The sequence below is a fragment of the Paenarthrobacter sp. TAF1 genome, from assembly GCF_052113825.1.
Lineage (GTDB): Bacteria > Actinomycetota > Actinomycetes > Actinomycetales > Micrococcaceae > Arthrobacter > Arthrobacter nicotinovorans.
Genome location: NZ_JBFRDO010000012.1, coordinates 24,116 through 42,656 on the forward strand (window position 1 = coordinate 24,116; position 18,541 = coordinate 42,656).

General features: G+C 64.5%; 16 protein-coding genes. 7 read left to right on the top strand and 9 right to left on the bottom strand.

Features of this window, described 5'->3' with window-relative positions; all coding sequences use genetic code 11:
- Positions 1–26 precede the first annotated feature (26 nt).
- Positions 27–1,331: an MFS transporter gene (locus AB4Y81_RS15045; protein ID WP_441996178.1), complete on the top strand. Its 1,305-nt coding sequence runs from the start codon at positions 27–29 to the stop codon at positions 1,329–1,331.
- A gap of 27 nt (positions 1,332–1,358) precedes the next feature.
- Here the strand turns inward: AB4Y81_RS15045 and AB4Y81_RS15050 are convergent, their stop codons facing one another.
- Entirely contained in the window at positions 1,359–2,345 is a 987-nt protein-coding gene (locus tag AB4Y81_RS15050; protein ID WP_441996179.1) for a LacI family DNA-binding transcriptional regulator, read from the bottom strand.
- A 467-nt stretch (positions 2,346–2,812) separates the two neighbouring features.
- Here AB4Y81_RS15050 and AB4Y81_RS15055 point away from each other — a divergent pair, with 467 nt between their 5' ends.
- Both AB4Y81_RS15055 and AB4Y81_RS15060 read left to right on the top strand, forming a co-directional pair.
- Positions 2,813–3,964 (top strand): Gfo/Idh/MocA family oxidoreductase, encoded by a 1,152-nt coding sequence (locus tag AB4Y81_RS15055; RefSeq protein WP_441996180.1) that lies wholly within the window; start codon positions 2,813–2,815, stop codon positions 3,962–3,964.
- Positions 3,961–4,755: a TIM barrel protein gene (locus tag AB4Y81_RS15060; protein WP_193590730.1), complete on the top strand. Its 795-nt coding sequence runs from the start codon at positions 3,961–3,963 to the stop codon at positions 4,753–4,755. The genes AB4Y81_RS15055 and AB4Y81_RS15060 overlap by 4 nt, the downstream gene beginning before the upstream one ends.
- Positions 4,756–4,837: 82 nt before the next feature.
- On the opposite strand, the gene AB4Y81_RS15065 is transcribed toward AB4Y81_RS15060, so the two are convergent.
- Both AB4Y81_RS15065 and AB4Y81_RS15070 read right to left on the bottom strand, forming a co-directional pair.
- Positions 4,838–5,833 (bottom strand): Gfo/Idh/MocA family protein, encoded by a 996-nt coding sequence (locus AB4Y81_RS15065; protein WP_441996181.1) that lies wholly within the window; start codon positions 5,831–5,833, stop codon positions 4,838–4,840.
- Between the two features lies 1 nt (position 5,834).
- Positions 5,835–7,019 (bottom strand): Gfo/Idh/MocA family protein, encoded by a 1,185-nt coding sequence (locus AB4Y81_RS15070; protein ID WP_441996182.1) that lies wholly within the window; start codon positions 7,017–7,019, stop codon positions 5,835–5,837.
- Positions 7,020–7,140: 121 nt separating this feature from the next.
- Here AB4Y81_RS15070 and AB4Y81_RS15075 point away from each other — a divergent pair, with 121 nt between their 5' ends.
- The gene (locus AB4Y81_RS15075; RefSeq protein WP_441996183.1) at positions 7,141–8,160 is read left to right on the top strand and encodes a LacI family DNA-binding transcriptional regulator; all 1,020 of its coding nucleotides are present in this window, start codon (positions 7,141–7,143) and stop codon (positions 8,158–8,160) included.
- Here the strand turns inward: AB4Y81_RS15075 and AB4Y81_RS15080 are convergent, their stop codons facing one another.
- Positions 8,161–9,018, bottom strand: a complete 858-nt coding sequence (locus tag AB4Y81_RS15080; RefSeq protein WP_039239372.1) for an EamA family transporter — start codon at positions 9,016–9,018, stop codon at positions 8,161–8,163.
- Positions 9,019–9,103: 85 nt separating this feature from the next.
- Between AB4Y81_RS15080 and AB4Y81_RS15085 the strand changes: the two genes are divergently transcribed.
- Positions 9,104–9,955 carry a LysR family transcriptional regulator gene (locus AB4Y81_RS15085; protein WP_441996184.1) on the top strand — a complete coding sequence of 284 codons (852 nt, stop codon included), beginning with the start codon at positions 9,104–9,106 and terminating at the stop codon, positions 9,953–9,955.
- A gap of 44 nt (positions 9,956–9,999) precedes the next feature.
- Here the strand turns inward: AB4Y81_RS15085 and AB4Y81_RS15090 are convergent, their stop codons facing one another.
- Positions 10,000–11,658: a DUF222 domain-containing protein gene (locus AB4Y81_RS15090; protein ID WP_441996185.1), complete on the bottom strand. Its 1,659-nt coding sequence runs from the start codon at positions 11,656–11,658 to the stop codon at positions 10,000–10,002.
- Positions 11,659–11,823: 165 nt separating this feature from the next.
- On the bottom strand, positions 11,824–13,686 hold the full coding sequence (gene ilvD, locus AB4Y81_RS15095) for a dihydroxy-acid dehydratase (RefSeq protein WP_079582355.1): 1,863 nt from the start codon (positions 13,684–13,686) through the stop codon (positions 11,824–11,826).
- 86 nt (positions 13,687–13,772) lie between these two features.
- Here ilvD and AB4Y81_RS15100 point away from each other — a divergent pair, with 86 nt between their 5' ends.
- The gene (locus AB4Y81_RS15100; RefSeq protein ID WP_441996186.1) at positions 13,773–14,609 is read left to right on the top strand and encodes a helix-turn-helix transcriptional regulator; all 837 of its coding nucleotides are present in this window, start codon (positions 13,773–13,775) and stop codon (positions 14,607–14,609) included.
- Between the two features lie 10 nt (positions 14,610–14,619).
- Here the strand turns inward: AB4Y81_RS15100 and AB4Y81_RS15105 are convergent, their stop codons facing one another.
- Positions 14,620–15,570 carry a cation diffusion facilitator family transporter gene (locus tag AB4Y81_RS15105; RefSeq protein WP_441996187.1) on the bottom strand — a complete coding sequence of 317 codons (951 nt, stop codon included), beginning with the start codon at positions 15,568–15,570 and terminating at the stop codon, positions 14,620–14,622.
- Between the two features lie 112 nt (positions 15,571–15,682).
- On the opposite strand from AB4Y81_RS15105, the gene AB4Y81_RS15110 reads away from it, so the two are divergent.
- Positions 15,683–16,564 (top strand): SGNH/GDSL hydrolase family protein, encoded by an 882-nt coding sequence (locus tag AB4Y81_RS15110; protein WP_018778906.1) that lies wholly within the window; start codon positions 15,683–15,685, stop codon positions 16,562–16,564.
- 86 nt (positions 16,565–16,650) lie between these two features.
- Here the strand turns inward: AB4Y81_RS15110 and AB4Y81_RS15115 are convergent, their stop codons facing one another.
- Both AB4Y81_RS15115 and AB4Y81_RS15120 read right to left on the bottom strand, forming a co-directional pair.
- The gene (locus AB4Y81_RS15115) at positions 16,651–17,757 is read right to left on the bottom strand and encodes an EAL domain-containing protein (protein WP_055977352.1); all 1,107 of its coding nucleotides are present in this window, start codon (positions 17,755–17,757) and stop codon (positions 16,651–16,653) included.
- Positions 17,758–17,890: 133 nt separating this feature from the next.
- The gene (locus tag AB4Y81_RS15120) at positions 17,891–18,478 is read right to left on the bottom strand and encodes a MarR family winged helix-turn-helix transcriptional regulator (RefSeq protein WP_413305501.1); all 588 of its coding nucleotides are present in this window, start codon (positions 18,476–18,478) and stop codon (positions 17,891–17,893) included.
- Positions 18,479–18,541: the final 63 nt, after the last annotated feature.

The window sequence follows — 18,541 nt, forward strand, 5'->3', positions numbered from 1 at the left end:
TCCCGACACAGGTTTAGGCTGGTGAAATGGCCGCCCTGAGAGCGCTGCGCCCCTTTGCACACCGGGAATTCCGGGTGTTGATCTCTGCTTTGTCGATTTCCATTTTCGGATCCGGCATGTGGGCCGTGGCGATGGTCTACGAGGTCATCCATCTGGGAGGCGGCCCGCTGGAATTGTCGTTGGTGGCCACCGCCGCCAGCATCGGACTGGTGGGATTTGTGCTGGCAGGTGGCATCGCCGCCGACCGCTTTCCCCAGCGGCTGCTCATCATCGGCGTGGAGGGGGCCAATCTGGCTGTGATCGCCACGGTGACGTTGCTGGCGATGCTCAATGTCCTGCAACTCTGGCATCTGGCCCTCGGTGCGTTCGTCCTGGGCGTGGGGCAGGCCTTTTTCTTTCCGGCATATTCGGCGATCCTTCCGCGCATCCTGCCGGCAGAGGACCTCCTCGCGGCCAACGGGATGGAAGGCACCGTCCGGCCGATCCTCCAGCAAGCGGCCGGTCCGGCGATTGCGGGCATCCTGGTGGCGGCATTTTCACCGGCGCACGCCGTTGCCGGGGTTGCTGCATGCCATTTCCTGGCCTTCGGGATCCTGAACTTCCTCAACAGACGTACTTTGGGCGGCCCCGATGCCGGCGGTGCGTTCTCCGACGCGTCGGCTGGGAGGTCCTTCCTGAGGGACCTCCGAGAAGGGTTCAGCTACACCGTCCGCACCCCCTGGCTGCTGTGGACACTGCTGTGGGCGTGCCTGTCCGTGTTGTTCCTGATCGGGCCGATTGAGGTCCTGCTGCCCTTCGTCGTCCGGGACCAGCTCGGTGGCGATTCAAGGATGTTTGGTTTCTTGCTGGCGGTCATGGGCGTGGGGAGTGCCGTCGCCGCACTGGCCACCGCTTCTTTCCCCCTCCCCCGCCGCTACCTGACAGTGATGGTAGTGACATGGGGCCTCGGAAGCCTGCCCGTCGCAGCCATTGGTTTTATGGACAGCGTGTGGCTGCTCGGAGGTGCCATGCTGATCTTCGGAGTCACCGAGGGCATGGGAACGGTCATCTGGGGCACACTCCTGCAGCGAAGGGTCCCACGGCATTTACTGGGCCGGATTTCGAGCCTGGACTTTTTTGTCTCCCTGGCCCTGATGCCTGTGTCCATGGCCCTCGCCGGGCCCGTGGCCGAGGTGGTCCCCATCTGGCTGATCTTCCTGGTGGCCGGACTGGTGTGCCCGTTCATGGCATTCGTGGCCGTCTTCGCAGCGCGCATGATGACTGACGAGATCGACAATCCCTTGACGCCGGCCGTTTCCGAATCCGCGGACTCACAGTCCGACTCCGTTTAGCGCGGTAGCCCGGTCCTTCCGCAGGCCTTACCCAGGCACGGGCCCTGTGGTGCGGCGCGCCACCAGGTGCGGTGTCCGCACCAGGTGGGTGGCCGGCGTCGTCCCCTCCAAACGGTCGACGGCGCGGTCCACTGCGGCCTGCGCAAGGAGCGGTGCGTCCTGGCTGACGGAGGACAGCTGGACGTAGCTGAGGCGTGCAAATTGACTGTCGTCGTAGCCAAGGACGGACACGTCTTCCGGCACGCGAAGGCCAGCAGCCCTGAAGCTCTCCCAGACGCCCAGGGCGCAGCGGTCGTTGAAAGCCACGACGGCGGTGGGCAGCTCCTCCTGCAGCTTCCGTCCGGCGCGCAAACCGTCTTCTTCCGTGGGGCCACCCGGGACTACGCGGCCATCCAGTCCGCGGCGCTCCATTTCTTCCCGGAAGGCCGCCCTGCGCTGCGGACCGGAGATGGCCGCACCGCCGTCAACGTGGGCTATGCTGCGGTGGCCCATCGAGGTCAAGTGCTCGATCGCGAGGTGCATGCCGGCCCGGTCGTCGCTGCTCACGGAGTCCACGGAGTCCCCAACGTCGTCCCGGAGCAGGCTGACTACAGGCACCCGGGCCGCGTATTCGGCCAACTGCTGTTCTTCGAGGGTCGGGGAAATCATGATCAGGGCTTCGCATCCGAGATCCAGCAGCGAGTCCGCTGCACGTTCTTCGGACCGTCCGTTGGCCACCGCACTGAGCGCGATATCGTAGCCCCGCAGTGTGGCTCCGGCGTAGGCGGCATCAACGATTTCGGCGTGAAAAGCATGGGCAGTGGAGAAACTGACGCCAAGGAGCCTCGTGCGGCTGCTTCGGAGGAGGCGGGCACGACTGTCCGGCCTGTAGCCAAGTGCCCGGGCAGCTTCCTGCACTTTTGCCCGGGTGGCGTCCGATGCGCCTGGAACATCCCGCATGACGATGGAAACGAGGGCGCGTGAAACACCTGCTGCTTCCGCTACGTCCATCAACGTAGGCCGTTTGCCCGTCATGGCGCTCCTCTGTTCGGGAGCCAGTCTATAGAACGATCCAACCGCCGGGCTTCGAACGAGTCGTGCGGTCGGTCGCGACTCAGACGACCGACCGCACTAGCCCGTTCATGCAACGATGGCGCCCCGGGCGGGCCCCAGAACCCGCCACACCCATCGCTGCCTACTGTGCCGATGACACGCGACGCAGCCGAAAAGGGCAACGGCGCGGAACGCGGTCAATGACATGGGCACTGGATATGTAGTCCGAGTCCCTCAAACATGACGCGGAGTTCCGAAGAATATTTTCGGGAAGAGGTTTTTTGTTTGAAGTCCGGGACCCCTTAGACAACTTTTTGGGCATCTCTCCGAATCCGACGCCATCTTTACGGCCTCCCAAGAAACCCACTAGAACGATCTAGACACGCGCTCACACTGCATGCAACCATTGGAGCGACTAGAACGATCTAGAAACCTGAAGAGGAGCCCCAGTGACGTATCTCCAGCACCCGGTCCAGGCAGAGCAGCCTGTCCGCATCGCCGTCATCGGCGCTGGCTGGATCGGCAAATTCCACGCCGAGACCATAGCCCGCCGCATTCCGAATGCCCGACTGGAATCAATCGCCGACCCCGTCCTGCCCGCCGTCGAAGAACTCGCAAACAAGCTTGGCGTGGCCAAAATCAGTACGGACGCCGCCGATGTGCTGGCCGACCCGGAGGTTGATGCCGTCCTCATCGCCTCTCCCATGCGTTTCCACGCCGGGCTGATCACAGCCGCAGCGTCAGCCGGCAAGGATGTTTTCTGCGAAAAGCCCGGCGGGCGGACCATCGATGAACTCGACGCCGCCATCGATGCCGCCGCGAGCGCCGGCGTCGTTCTCCGGTTTGGCTTCAACCGCCGTTACTCCAGCGATTTCGCAGCCGCCCGCAAGCTGGTGGACGACGGCGCCGTAGGCACACCGCAGCTGCTGCGCTCCCTCACCCGGGACCCCGGAACCGAAGCCGGAATCAGCAACGCGGAGCGCATTGCTCCAGGCACGATCTTCCTGGAAACCCTCATCCACGACTTCGACACCCTCAACTGGCTCAACCCCGGGGCCGTCCCGGTCAAAGTCCACGCGGTCGCTGATGCCCTGGTAGCGCCCGAGGCGAGGTCGGGCGGCCTGCTGGACACCGCCGTCGTGACCGTCACGTACAGCAATGGCGCCATCGCTGTGGCCGAAGCGAACTTCAATGCGCTCTACGGCTACGATGTCCGCGGCGAAGTGTTCGGCTCCGCAGGCATGGTCACCGCCGGAACACCGCAGGCCACCAACGCCACCAGCTACACCGCCGCAGGCATCGTCACGGAGACTTCGCACCTGAACATCCACCTCTTCCACGACGCCTACACCGCCGAGCTCGCGGCCTTCGCGGACGACGTCGCGGCACGCCGCGGATACCCGGAGCAACGCACAACGGCGGCCGTCCCGCCGGCCCCCGTGGCAGCTCCGGGTGGGGTGGACGCACGGAACGCGTTGGCCGTAGCACTGGCTGCCTTCAGGTCCGCGGAAACAGGCTTGCCCGTGGAGATTTCGGACATCGCGGAACTGCAGGCCGCAGAGCCCGCTGCGCAGCCCGCCCCGGCCGGGGTCCCCGCATGAGCTTCCGCCTGGCCGTCTGCGCGGAAATGGTCTACGGCGAACTGCCCCTGATTGACCGGGTTCGTCGGATCCACGAGCAAGGCTTCGAGGTAGAGCTATGGGACACCCGAGGCCGGGACATTCCGGCTTTGGCCGCCACCGGGGCATCGTTCTCCTCCATGAGCGGATACTTCGGGGGCAGCGTCATCGACGCCGCCAACGCCCACGAGGTCCTTGCGTCGGCAGAAAAGCTGGTTCCCACTGCGCTGGAACTGGGTGTGGAGCGCATGGTGGTCCATCCTGCCGAACTCGGCGAAGGAGGAAGGGCCGTGAGGCCCACCCACCGCTCAACCGGCGACATGTGGCTGACAGGGCTCCGGACTCTGGAAAAACTTGGCGAACTGGGCGAAAAACACGGCATCACGTTCGCCTTGGAGAACCTCAACACGATCCTGGACCACCCGGGCATTCCGCTGGCAAGGGCCAAGGACACCCTGGCCCTGGTGCAGGCCGTCAATCATCCCAACGTGAAGATGATGCTGGATCTGTATCACGCGCAAATCGGCGAGGGGAACCTGATCGAGCTCGTCCGTGCGGCGCAGCCATTCACCGGCGAGATCCAGGTAGCCGACGTGCCCGGGCGCTTCGAACCCGGAACCGGCGAGATCAACTATCCGGCGATCGCGAAGGCCCTCAACGAGGCCGGCTATACGGGTGTGGTCGGCATGGAAGCCGGTGCGATCGGTGGCCAGGGAATAGACGCGGGCGATGCCGCCCTGGCCGCCTTCCGTGCCGCGTTCTCTCCCAACTGAGTCCCAGCAGCGCGCGTTATGGGCGCAGGAACCGCCCGCCCACAACGCGCGCTGCTGCTTGCACCGTTGCTACCCGTCCGGGTCAGTACTTGACTGGCTCCATGCGGCCGGAGCGCAAGGAGAGCACAGCAGCCTCGGCGATGGCTTGGGCCTTCAGCCCGTCTTCCAGCGACGGCGCGGGAGCCACGCCGCTTTCCAGCGCGGAAACGAACGCCGAAAGGGCCGAGGCATACGTCGGTTGCACGCGTTCGAACCAGCCGGGGTGCAGCCCGTCGTCCACCACTGACGTGCCGGAGTAGCGGGACACTGCCCCGTTCCGGTGTCGTCTGGCTTCCACCATTCCCTCGGAACCCATGACCTCGATGCGTTCGTCGTACCCGTAACCGGTGCGGCGCACACTGTCGATCTGGACCAACGCCCCTCCGGGGAGCCGCAACGTGACGGCGGAGGTGTCGACGTCGTCGTAATCCGCCACGCCGGGTTCCGCCAACGCTGATCCAGTGGCGAAAACTTCCACCGGATCCACGTTGGAAAGCCAGCGGGCCAAGTCGAAGAAGTGGACAGTCTGGTCGCGCATCTGGCCGYCGGAGACGGCGACGTAGGACAACGGGGGCATGGATGGGCCACGGGAGGTGAGTTGGATCAGTTCCACCGTGCCGATCCCGCCGGAATCGACCACACGTTTGAGTTCGGCGTAGTCGCGGTCGAACCGGCGGTTGAAATCCACCATCACGGGGACGCCGCATTCCTGCACGAATGTGGCGGTTTCGCGGGCGCGGTCCAGGTCCAGGTCGATCGGCTTCTCGCACAGGGCTGCAATTCCGACGGCGGCCGCGCGCTGCAAGTGCCCGGCGTGTGTATCGGTGGAGGAGGCGATGAAGACAGCGTCGATCAGGGATGGGTCGAACACCTCCTCCAACACCCCGGCGGCGGCAGCACCGTGGGCCGCGGCGAGGGTTTGCGCGCGCCGCTGGTCGACGTCGTAAACGAGCCGGAACTCGACCCCGGGATGTGCTGCGAGGTTTGCCGCGTGGACGGTGCCGATGAAACCGGCACCAATGAGTGCGAAGCGGATCATGTCAGGCTGCTGCTTTCTGGTGTGCTGATGCGGGGATTATCCATGCGGAATCGTCGTGGTGCGAGGCTGCGACTGCTTCCACGAACTGGACGCCGATCAATCCATCGATCCCGGTAGGGAAAGACAGCCCGCGTTCCGGGAGCGGCGTGGAGTCGCGGCGTGCGCGGAGGACCTCGGCGAGGTCGGAATAAAAGTTTGCGAAGGCCCCAAGGAAGCCCTCCGGATGGCCGAGGCCGACGCGGGTGAGCCGGGACGCGTCGTCGTGCAGGGTGCTGAGCCCCTGTGTGAGGACGGTAGTGGCTCCTGCCGGATCCTGGACCTTGAGGTAATGAGGGTCTTCATGCTGCCACGCCAGGCTGCCCTTCTCCCCGTAGACGCGGATGCGGAGTCCATGGTTGTGGCCAGTGGCGGCCATGCTTGCCCAGACGCGGGCCGGGACATCGCCGGTCAGTTCGAGTTCCACGGTGGCGTTGTCGAAGACCCGGCGCCCTGGCACCAACGTCTGCAGCCGGCCGGAGAGACGCTGGGCTTCCAGTCCCGTGATGTAGCGCAACAGGTGGAAGGCGTGCGTGCCGAGGTCGCCCACGACGCTCGGGAAGCCCGCAATGTCCGGATTGGTGCGCCACGAAGCCTGCTTGTGGCCCTCGTTTTCCAGCGGGGTGGCCGCCCACCCGGAAGCATGTTCGACGTCGACAAAGCGTATGGCGCCCAGCTCCCCGTTGCGGACCATGCGGGCAGCCTGGCGAACCATGGCGTAGGCGGAATAGCAGTGAGGCACCGCAAGGATGGCGTCATTGGCGGCGGCGATGCGTACGAGTTCCGCGGCGGAAACCGAGTCCTGCGTGAGCGGCTTCTCGCAGACCACAGAAATGCCGCTGCTGAGGAACGTGCGGGCGATCTCGAAGTGGCTGTCGTTGGGCGTCGCCACCACCACGACGTCCACACCGTCTTCGCGAACGGCCTCGGCCTCAGCCATTTCGCGGACGTCCCCATAATTGCGGTCCGCCGGCACACCGAGCGCGGCACCGATGGCACGGGAACTGCTCGGATCCCGCCCGAAGATTCCGGCCTGGAGGTCGTAATGGCCGTCAAGCCTCATGGCGAAGCGGTGGGTCTTGCCGATGTCGGCGCCTTTGCCGCCTCCGACCATGCCGGCTATCAGTTGCCGGGTAAGTGGTTCAATCATGAAAAATCCTCAAGGACTCTCTTTGGAATTTACTTGGACCGGTCCATAATGGCGGTGGGGAGGCGAAGGCGTCAAGCCCTCTAAGCTTGGATGGGATCTGCCGGAGTGAAAGGAGACATGCGTGACTGACGCGTCCAGCCTGCCCGGAAGCAAGCCCACCATCCGCGATGTCGCCAGCGCCGCGGGCGTCTCGAAATCCTTGGTCTCCCTGGTCCTGCAGGGCTCTGCCAACGTCAGCGACGGTCGCCGTCGCGCGGTCCTCGAAGCGATGGAACAGCTCGGTTACCGGCCCAACCGGCTGGCCCAACGCCTTTCCGGACCGCGCAGTGGCACCATCGGGGTGATGCTTAATGACATCCGGAACCCATGGTTTGTGGAACTGCTGGAAGGGCTCACCGCGGCACTGCACGCGGCCGGCATCTCACCGGTCCTGGCTGACTCCTACACCGACAACCGCGTGGGCCGCAGTTCCGTGGAAACCCTGCTGGAGCAGCGGATCGACGGCCTGGTAGTGGTAGGAACCACCACGGAATCGGCTGCGATCGAAAACGCCTCACGAAACATCCCTGTGGTCCTGGCCGGGACGCGCGAACCGGAACTTCCCGGCGTTGACATCGTGGTCAATGACGACGACGCCGGCGCGCGGCAAGCGACCGGGCACCTGCTCTCGCTGGGGCACCAGCGCATTGCGCATCTCCAGGGCCCGGGCGAAGTCGGCAAGTTGCGACGGTTATCGTTCGAACGGACCATGCTCGACGCCGGGTTGGAACCTTTGGTGGTAACTGGCGGGGTGAGCGAGGAGAGTGCCTATGCTGCCGCGAGCCGTCTCCTGGCCGGACCCCAACGGCCGACCGCGATCTTCGCCTACAACGACATCGCATGCATCGGGGCACTCTCCGCGGCCGACGACCTTGGACTGTCCGTGCCCGAGGATCTCTCACTGGTTGGCTACGACAACACCTACCTCGCGAGGATCCGGCATCTGTCGCTGACCTCCGTGGACAACGGCAATCTCGCCGTGGGGGTGGAAGCCGGGAAGTTCATCCTTGAGCGGCTCACAGCCCCGGAACTTCCTGCCCGCCTGCACCAGGTTCCGTCGCAGCTGCAGGTGCGGGGGTCCTCTGGGGATGCCCCGTCGTAGCTACCGTTTCACTCGGCCCAGCAACAGCACTCCTGCGTTGGCTCCGACGATCAGGACGATTCCCGCCCACTGCGCTGGTGCAAGTTCCTGACGCAGAATGAGGGCTCCGATGACGGCCGCGAAAACGGGGTTGATGCTCATCAGCACGCCGAATAGATTCGCCGGAACCCTCCGCAGCGCGATCAGATCCGCCACATATGGCAGCACTGAAGCCATGATGCCGGCACCCACGGCACAGAGCACCGCAAAGCCATCGATGGGTTGGGTCAGGAAAACTACGACGGCAACCGGCAGGAAGAGGGTCGCCGACACCCCCGTGGCGGCCGCTGTGCCCTGGATTCCTTGGATTCGTTGGCCCACTATCCGGTTCAGGAGGATGTACGCAGCCCAACTGCATGCGGCAATTAGTCCAAGGCTGATGCCGGGAAGATCTGTGGACGCCTCCGGACCGGTGATCGCCACAACGCCCACTGCGGCGGCGAGCGCGCACAGGGCACTTCCCTTCCCTCGGGAACCCGCAAGGGCCACGGCCAGCGGGCCCAGGAACTCCAGCGTCACTGCCAGCCCCAGGCCAATGCGCTGAATGGATGCATAGAGCCCGAGGTTCATGGTCCCAAACGACACGGCCAGGAGAAGCACCGGCCACCATTGGTGCCAGCTCAACTCGCGCAGCCTCGGCCGCACGACCGGAAGCAGGACAGCCGCGGCCACAAGTTGTCGAACAGCAACGACGCCCACAGGTCCCATGACAGGAAAAGCGAGCGAACCGCTGGCGGCCCCCAGTTGGTTGGAGAGCGCACTGGCGACAAGGGTTGCGGCTCCCCCGGCCTTGCCCGCTGCGGCGTTGGTCTGTTCCATGAGGAGATTCTGCACGCCGGGGGTTCAGGCGCTAAATGCATGAATTGGCGTATTTATGCGCTGCGTGCATGAATAAGATGAGGACATGGACGTGGAACTGCGCCAATTGCGCTGTCTTATCGCGGTAGTGGAGCAAGGCACGTTCACCGACGCCGCCATCGAGCTTCGAATGTCCCAGGCCGCCGTGTCACGAAGCATCGCAGCCCTTGAGCAAGCACTGGGGACACGCGTCGTGGAGCGAACCACCCGCAGCGTGGGGCTGACAGCCGCCGGTGAGCGCGCACTGGGCAAGGCCCGCAGGATCATCGCGCTCCTGGCCGATCTTGAACGGGATGCCCGGGCCGGAACGGGGCAGATCCGCATGGGCTACGCGTGGTCGGCTCTGGGTGAGCACACAACCGAATTCCAACACCGCTGGAAATTGCGCTTCCCGCACACCGGGCTTCAACTCACCCGTTCCAACACCCCCAGTGGCGGCCTGCTGGATGGAACCACCGATTACGCAATCCTTCGACGACTCCCGCAGGCCGCCGCCGTCGAGCATGAGCGCGTCGGCGAGGAAAAGCGCTACTGCGCCATGTCCACTGACGATCCGCTGGCCCCAAGGAGGTCAGTGTCTTTGGCGCAAATCGCCACATTGCCCGTGGCAATGGACCTGCGCACAGGCAGCACAACACTGGACCTATGGCCGGAGCAGGGTAAGCCCCCGGAGGTTATCCCTATCCACGACATCGACGATTGGCTGACCGTGATCGGCAGCGGGGCCGCGCGGGGCATCACTGCAGCCTCCACGGCACATCAATATCGACGCCGGGGAGTCGCCTACCGGCCGGTGCGTGACGCACCCATGGTTCCGGTGTACGTGGCGTGGCTGAAGAACGACCCGCCCCAGGATCACCAGGCTGTGGTTGCATTGCTGGCCGAGCTCTATCGGTAGGCCGCCTTTGACAGTCGATCGCCATGGCCGTGAAGGCTGGCGGTCTATGTCCGCAGCGGTGCGTGGTGATGGTTCCGTCGGGCGGCTTGGCTGGGATCGACGTGCGCCGGCGGGATGAACCACGGGATGCCGTTTCTGCTCGCAATCATCCACTGTTCCTTGTGGATGACGTGATGATGGTGTGAGCACAAGAGCACGCCGTTGTCGGTGTTGGTGGGGCCACCTTGCGACCAGTAGGTGATGTGGTGGGCTTCGCACCAAGGCGCCGGCATGGTGCAGTCCGGGAAGGCACATCCTTGGTCGCGGGCCTGGAGGGCCTTGCGGATGTGGGGCGGGAAGATCCGGCTGGTCCGGCCAATTCCGAGGACCTGGCCTTCGGTGCCGAGCAGGATCGGGAGGATATCGGCGTCGCAGGCGATCTTCCGGATGACGTTCGGGTGGATGGGTCCTTGGAAGGTTGAGACCGCGCTGCTGAGCCTGGGTCGCAGGCCGCCTGTGCCTGTTGTGCCGTTGCCTGCCGCTTTTGTGCCCGGGTCGGTTTCACCCCTGCCCACAGGGTTGCCGGTTTGGTGATGGGCAGCGTGGCTCTGGAGCTGGTCAAAGAGATCCCGGTAGTCGATGGTGACCATGACTTGGGGTTTCAAACCGCCATTGGCTGGTAGCTGACCGGTTCTCAGGGCCAACGCGCAGCCACCGACCAGACCGTCGAGGAGTTTCTGGGCGCGGGAGCGGCGACCCGGTTCCGGAATCGGGTTCCTCCCGTTCGCGGGCTCCATGCGAACGGTGGCGGCTACCCTGCCCTCTGGGGTGCGGACCTGAGCGGCTGAACTCCGACCCCTGGTGTCCGCGCCGCGCTGGGTGGTATGGACAGCCATGCGGCTTGGGCCGTTTTTCCCTCCCAGGCCGCCAGAACTGCCAGTGTTGCGCACCTCGCCCTCAACGAGGCGGGGGTTCGTGGCGGCGTTCATGACGGTGGTGAGGGTCTCGAATTGCTCGGCCGTTGCGAAGATTTCGAGATGATTCAGGCCAAAGCGTGGCTTTCGAATGAACGCACCTTGGAGTTGCCGAAGCACTTCTTCCGTGGGTTCGGCACCGTCTTGGTCAATGAAATCCATCCAGCGGCGGGCCGTCGTGGAAACGAAATCCGTGTCGGACTGGATGGCTGTGGACGTGAGGTCCTTCTCCATCCTGGTGATGGTGTCCTGATCGGTCAGAAGCTGGACGCGGTCCAGTGCTGTGCTGATCAGGGTGGCCGAGCCGCCGGATACCAGTGCGTCGGCCACAGCGAAGGCCAGCTGTTCGCGCTGCGGCGGGACCGGCTCTCCGGCAATGCCGACGCCGGGCAGGACGGCGTCCGCAAGGGCCAGGCGACGCCGGGCTTCCTTGGCTGTGATCCGCAGCCGTGCCCGGAGGAAATCTGCAGCGTTCCGGTACCCGTCATCGAGCACCGCGGCAGTTCCGGCTTCCTTGCGGGTTCGCTCCACGGCCCGGGCTGCGACGAGCTGAAGGTACTCCACGGTCCGGGCAATATCCTCGACTCTGCCGGCGAAAGCGCTCGCCTCGCCGAAATCGAACATCGAGGCTTGAGCAAGGATCGACGCCCTCACACCATCCAGGGCATCAATGCCGTCTTCGAGGCAGTCCACCGCGGAGTCTGATGAAGACTCCGCCCTTCCTTCAGCCACCTGCCCTCCGATCCCCATAAAGCAAGCCTGTCACGGCCCCAATCCCCAGTAACCACGCCAATCTGTGTATGTGGATAACGCATCAACCGCAGTTAAGCAGAAAAAGGCCGCCTGCCGCCGTCGTGCGTTGTAAAAGCACGACGGCGGCAGGCGGCCCGGGCGCAAAAGGCGCGGCGCTAGGCCTTAGAGGTTTTCCACCAGCGAGACGTCCCGGACGGCGCCCTTGTCAGCGGAGAGTGCCATGGCCGCGTAGGCGCGGAGAGCCGGCGACACCTGGCGGTCGCGGTTCTTGGGCTTATACCCGCCGTTGACTTCGAGCTTCTCGCGGCGTTCGGCGAGGATCTCGTCGGAAACCTGCAACTGGAGCGAGCGCTGGGTGATATCGATGCTGATGATGTCACCGTTCTCCACCAAGGCGATGGCGCCGCCGGAGGCAGCCTCCGGGGAAATGTGCCCGATCGACAGCCCGGAGGTGCCGCCGGAGAAGCGACCGTCGGTGATGAGGGCGCACTTCTTGCCCAAACCACGGCCCTTAAGGAACGACGTCGGGTAGAGCATTTCCTGCATGCCCGGGCCACCGCGGGGGCCTTCGTAGCGGATGACCACCACGTCGCCTTCCTTGATGGTTTTGTTCAGGATCATTTCCACGGCTTCGTCCTGCGACTCGCACACAACGGCAGGGCCCTCGAAGGTCCAGATGGACTCGTCCACGCCTGCGGTCTTCACCACGGCACCGTCCACCGCCACGTTGCCGCGCAGCACAGCGAGGCCGCCGTCCTTGGAGAACGCGTGCTCCACGGAACGGATGCAGCCACCCTCGGCGTCGGTGTCCAGGGAGGTCCACTCATTCGATTGCGAGAACGCTGTTGAGGAACGGACGCCACCGGGGGCCGCGTGCCACAGTGCCTGCGCCTCCTCCGTTGCCTTGCCGCCGCGGATGTCCCAGTCGTCCAGCCAGCCTTCGAGGTCGGCGGAGTGCACTGAGTGGACGTTCTTGTGCAGGAGGCCGCCGCGGTTCAGCTCACCCAGCAGGGCGGGGATGCCACCGGCGCGGTGCACGTCCTCCATGTAGTAGGTCTTGTTTCCGGCGACGTTCGGGGCCACCTTGGCCAGGCAGGGCACCTGGCGGGACTTGGCGTCCATCTCGGCCAGTCCGTACTCCACTCCGGCTTCCTGGGCCGCAGCCAGCAGGTGCAGGATGGTGTTGGTGGAGCCGCCCATGGAGATGTCCAGGGCCATGGCGTTGTCAAAGGCCTCAGCGGTGGCGATGGAGCGCGGCAACACGGAGTCGTCGTCGCCGTCGTAATAGCGCTTCACGAGCTCGACGACGGTGGCACCGGCCTTCTCGTACAGCGCTTTGCGGGCGGTGTGGGTCGCGAGGACCGAGCCGTTGCCCGGCAGGGCCAGGCCGATGGCCTCGGCGAGGCAGTTCATGGAGTTGGCCGTGAACATGCCCGAGCATGAACCGCAGGTGGGGCAGGCGTTCTCTTCAATGAGGTTTATGTCCTCGTCGGAGATGGATTCGTCCACGGCGTCGGCGATGGCGTTCACCAGGTCCAGGGAACGCACGGAACCGTCGGTCAGGGTCACGCGGCCGGCCTCCATGGGACCGCCGGAGACGAAGACCACCGGGATGTTCAGGCGCAGCGCTGCCATGAGCATGCCCGGAGTGATCTTGTCGCAGTTGGAGATGCACACGAGGGCGTCCGCGCAGTGTGCGTTGACCATGTACTCAACGGAGTCGGCGATCAGGTCGCGGGACGGCAGGGAGTAGAGCATGCCGGAATGGCCCATGGCGATGCCGTCGTCGACGGCGATGGTGTTGAATTCGCGCGGTACTGCGCCGGCGGCGAGGATCGCGTCCGAGACGATCCGGCCCACGGGGGCAAGATGGGTGTGACCGGGGACGAACTCGGTGAAGGAGTTTGCCACGGCAATGATCGGCTTGCCGATGTCCGTGTTGGCGACGCCGGAGGCGCGCAGCAGTGCGCGGGCGCCGGCCATATTGCGGCCGTGGGTGACTGTTCGTGAGCGTAGTGCAGGCATAAGTACCATCCTGCTGGGGTTTTGTTACCCCCGGAAGACGGTGCTGCTACTAGTAGTGAAAGTACCAGAGTAATAGTGTTGTCAGTGTGAAAGATGAGAGGCGCAAGGAACTGGGGCTTTACCTCAGGACCCGCCGCAACCAGGCCCTGCGCTCCGACTACGGGCTGCCCCCGGTGGGGCGGTCCCGCGAGCGCGGACTGCGCCGGGAGGAGATCGCGTTCCTGTCCGGGGTGAGCGTCACCTGGTACACCTGGCTCGAACAAGGCCGGGACATCAGCCCTTCCCGGCAGGTCCTTGAGTCCATCGCACGGGCCCTGCACCTTTCGGATACCGGGCTCGGCTACGTGCTCTCCCTGGGCGGATACGCCTCCGCCATTCCCAAGGGTCCGGTTGCCACCGATGCACCGGCGCATGTCCAGCGCCTGTTGGACGCCTTGGATCCCAATCCCTCGTATGCGCTTTCACCGGACTGGGGCGTGGCCGGGTGGAACCGCGCCTACGAGGCGCTGTACCCGAACATTGGAACTTTCGACGCCGCCGACAGGAACCTTTTGTGGCTCGTCTTCACCGACCCCTACGTCCGGGACCTGCTTCCGGACTGGGACGTCACCAGCAAGAGGTTCCTCGCCGAATTTCGTGCAGAGACGGGTCAGCGGCTGGGTGATCCGGATGTCGCTTATCAGGTGGAACGACTCAAGGAGGCCAGCCCGGAATTCCAGGAAAGCTGGGACCGCTACGACATCCTTGGCTTTGAGTCCCGCGAGCGCCTTTTCCACCATCCCGCAGTGGGAGTGCTGCAGCTGGAGCACCACCAGGTATCGCCGTCGGATCGGCCGGACCTGCACATTGTGGTTTACACCCCGGCACCAGGCAGTGACGCCGGTGAGCAGATGGAGCGGCTGCTGGAGACCGGGCGGTCGTAACCCGGCATTCCTACAACTGCAGGGACGATTCGTCCGGAGTGGCAAGCGTCAGCACTGCTTCCTCCACAGTCTCGTGGTCCTCCAGCTCCCTCTCGATCCTGCGCAGCACCACGGCAACCTCGTGTTCCGGGTGGTCGCCTTGCAAGTCCACGGCCGCTACAAGATAGAGCTTGCGGGGGCCCACGAATTCCAGGTGGAGGTACGTAAGCCGTGCAATGTCCCGGTGTTCCAGGAGCTGCCGCCCCATGGACCGTTCTATGTCCGGCGTGACCCCCTGCCCTACCAGGAACCGACGGTTGCGGTCGATCAGAACGACGGCAACAACCGCCAACAGGACACCGACGACAATCGATCCGACAGCATCGGGCAAGGGCGAACCCGTGACCTGATGGAGGAAGACGCCAGTGAATGCGATCACCAGCCCAACCAGGGCTGCGGCATCCTCCGCAAAGACGGCACGCAGGGTGGGATCCGAGCTGACAAGAACCTGTTCCAAGGTCCGCCGTTCCAGCTTCCTGGCTGCCTTTCGGGTCTGGCGGAAGGCCTGGACGAAGGAAAACCCTTCCAGGACAAAGGCCACTGCCAGAACCACGTACGCAATCAGGAAGTCGGACGCAGGCTCCGGCTCAATGATCTGCTGGATCCCGTGCATGATGGAAACCACAGCGCCGGCAGTGAACAGCCCGAAAGCGGCAAACATGGACCAGACGTACGCTTCGCGGCCATAACCCATGGGATGTCCCGTATCGCGCGGACGTTGAGAGCGGCGTTCGGCCAGGAACAGGAACACCTGGTTGCCGGTGTCGGCCCAGGAGTGCGCCGCCTCAGCAGTCATGGACGCCGACCCGGTGAGCGCCGCGGCCACTGATTTGGCCGCTGCAACCAGGGCGTTCGCCGCGAAAGYGATGACGACGGTCAGCAGGGTGGAGCTGGAGTCCGATCGCTTTCGTGAGGCAGCCATAGGCTTACCGTACCCAACAGCGCACGAAATGGACGGCGGACCGAGGTTCCGCAGCTGAATAAAAGAATCCCGTTTCAGCACACATTTTCAGGATGTGGCGCACTATGGAGGGATGGACGCTCCTGATGCCGGCGGTTTGGCGCAGGACGGTTCCGGTAGCTTCCGGGCTGGACTGCACCCGTGGAGCCGTTATGTGGCATTGGGGGACTCGTTCACGGAGGGTCTGGGCGACCCCGAACCCCGCAGCCCGGGCGGACTCCGGGGATGGGCGGACCGTGTTGCTGAAGAGTTGAGTACGGACCACCACGATTTCGCCTATGCCAACCTGGCGATCAGCGGGAAGCTCCTCCATCAGATCCTGGAGGAGCAAGTGGGTCCGGCATTGGACCTCAAACCCGATCTCATTACTCTCAACGCCGGCGGCAACGACCTGCTCTTTCATAGGAGCGACCCCGACAAGCTGGCACTGGAACTGGATCGTGGCGTGGAAACGCTGGCCTCAACGGGCGCCACCATCGTCCTCTTCACCGGCCCGGACTGGGGCGCGACCCCGGTGCTTGGCAGGACCCGCGGCAAAGTGGCTGTTTTCAACGAGAACATCCGCGTGGTGGCCGCCCGTCATGATGCCGTGATTGCCGATCTCTGGGCTTTGCGCCAACTCACCGATCCCCGGATGTGGGATCCGGACCGGCTCCATTTCTCTCCGCTCGGCCAGCACATCATCGCCATCATGGTCCTGGAGTCATTGAACGTCCCGCATTCCCTTGAACCGCTGGCTCCGCGGCCGCTTCCCGAGCGCCGTTGGCGCGAGGCCCGCGCGGATGACATCGTGTGGGCCCGGGAGCACCTTTTTCCTTGGGTTGTGCGGAGGTTGACGCAGCGGAACGCCGACGGCGGTCGGCACCCCAAGCGTCCACAGCCCGGGCCGGTTTTCGGTGCGGCGATGCCGCCAGGCAGCTATGTCGGGAACGATCCCCGCCGTATGACGGACTGACTGACCGGCCGCCGAACAACTGACCGGCCACGCGGCCTGCCGCCTGGCACCCCGGGCGTGGACCGGCGTCGTCGATTCAACGACGGTCAGCTGGCAGGCTGCGGTTCCGTTTGCGCCCGGACGCTCCAGGCCGACCAATCAAGCGGGTGCACCGAGGGGCGGCCCAAAAGGTATCCCTGCGCAGCGGTGACCTTCAAGGCGGTGACTTCCTGCAGTTCTTCGGCCGTTTCGATGCCTTGCGCGTGGACATCTGCCCCGATCTCACGGGCCAGCTCAACGATGGCCTTGGCACGGAGCTTCTGGCCGTCGTTTCCGGCGATTCCTTCAATCAGGTGACGGTCCAATTTGATGATGTCGGGGCGCAATTGCTCGATTCTGTCCAGCGAGACCAATGCGGCACCCGAGGCGCTGATCGCCACCCGCAACCCCAAGGCCCGCAGTTGTTCGAGGCCTTCGCCGGCCGGCTGGGCCGCCATGGATTCCAGGCTGCCCGTCAGCTCAACGATGATCCTCTCGGGGGCCAAGGCGGCAGCGGCCAAAAGGTTCCGCACCCGGGGATCGTGCGAGGTGGCCGGGGTGAGATTCAGAGTGACAAACATGTTTTCCGGGACGTCGTGCGCAGCCATCAGGGCGCAATGCAGCGCTGCAATCTCCAGCTCAGTTCCCAGACCGGCAGCAGCAGCTTCACTGAACCACACGTCGGCGCCCGCACCGTCCTCACCGATGAACCTTGTCAGGGCCTCGACGCCGATCGGGTCGCCCTTGGGAAGGGAGTGGATCGGCTGGAACGCCGTCAGGAGAAGCTTGTCGGCCAGGATCGATTGGATGCCGGCGCGGACGTCGTGGCTGACAGGGACCAGCACGGTTCGTGACGCGTCGGACGATTCCAGATGCAGGCTGGCGTGTTCCAAGTGAACAGGCACGTTGGACGCCGGCTGTGATGTTTTCCGAGTGAGGAGCAGGTGCTTCAGCAATGCACCCTCGGGGTCGTCCGGCCGCGCGTCAAGAAGCTCACGGAGCTTGTTCCTGGCCCCCTCACTGCGCGGTTCAGCGTCCTCAAGAATGGACTCGATGATGTCCAGGACCTGTGCCCGCATGGTCACTTCATCCGCGAACGGCGTGTCCCCTGCGCCGTCGTGGTTGCTGCTGTCCGCGTCGTTACCCGGTGATAGAGAGCCCGCTTCTTGAGCCATCAATTATTCCTTTGTGTATCCCCCGCTGGCCAGGCCAGACAACTGCCGGCCCGCCGCATGAGGGCCTTGCCTCGAATCTTACAGAGAAAAGTGTCACTTGGCTCACACTTATCACTCGAATCACAGGAAGCTTTCAGCGTGGAGCCGCAGCCCACGGCTCGTCCGCCACTTCGATCTCCCGCGCCATGTCATCGAGGAACCGCATCACGGCCACGCGCTCGTCGGGAGTGAGGCGTGCGGCCGCCAGGAACCGCTTCGCCTGTTGCTTGCCCACAGTACGCATCGCGGCTTCGTGCGTTTCCGGGGTAATGGCGATCGCGAGGGCCCGACGGTCGGAGGGGTGCGCCTGCCGGGTGACGTGGCCGGCGCGTTCCAGCCGGTCCAGCAATTTGGTGGTTGACGCCGTCGAGATGTTCAGGCGGGAAGCTATGGCTCCGGGCGTGGCTATGACGCCATGGTTGGCACAGACGATCAGGTAATGCAGCGCCCGCATGTCCGATTGGTTCAGTTTCATATACCGGAGTGAAGCCTCCGCCAAGCGCTGTTCGGCGTCGCGGAGCCTCCCGAGCGCTGCCATGAGTTCGCTGATCTGTTCAATGTCGGCTTCGGAGAACCGGGAGCGGTCAATCAACTGTTGATGGGGATCGTTGGCGTCCAGATGATAGAGGCCGGATGAGACCGGGAACCCGGCTTCTTCAGGCATTTCTTCAAGACTGGACATGCTGAGTATGTTACACCTAACTTCCTACATGGTAGGCTTTCTTCTAGCTTGTCTAGCAATATT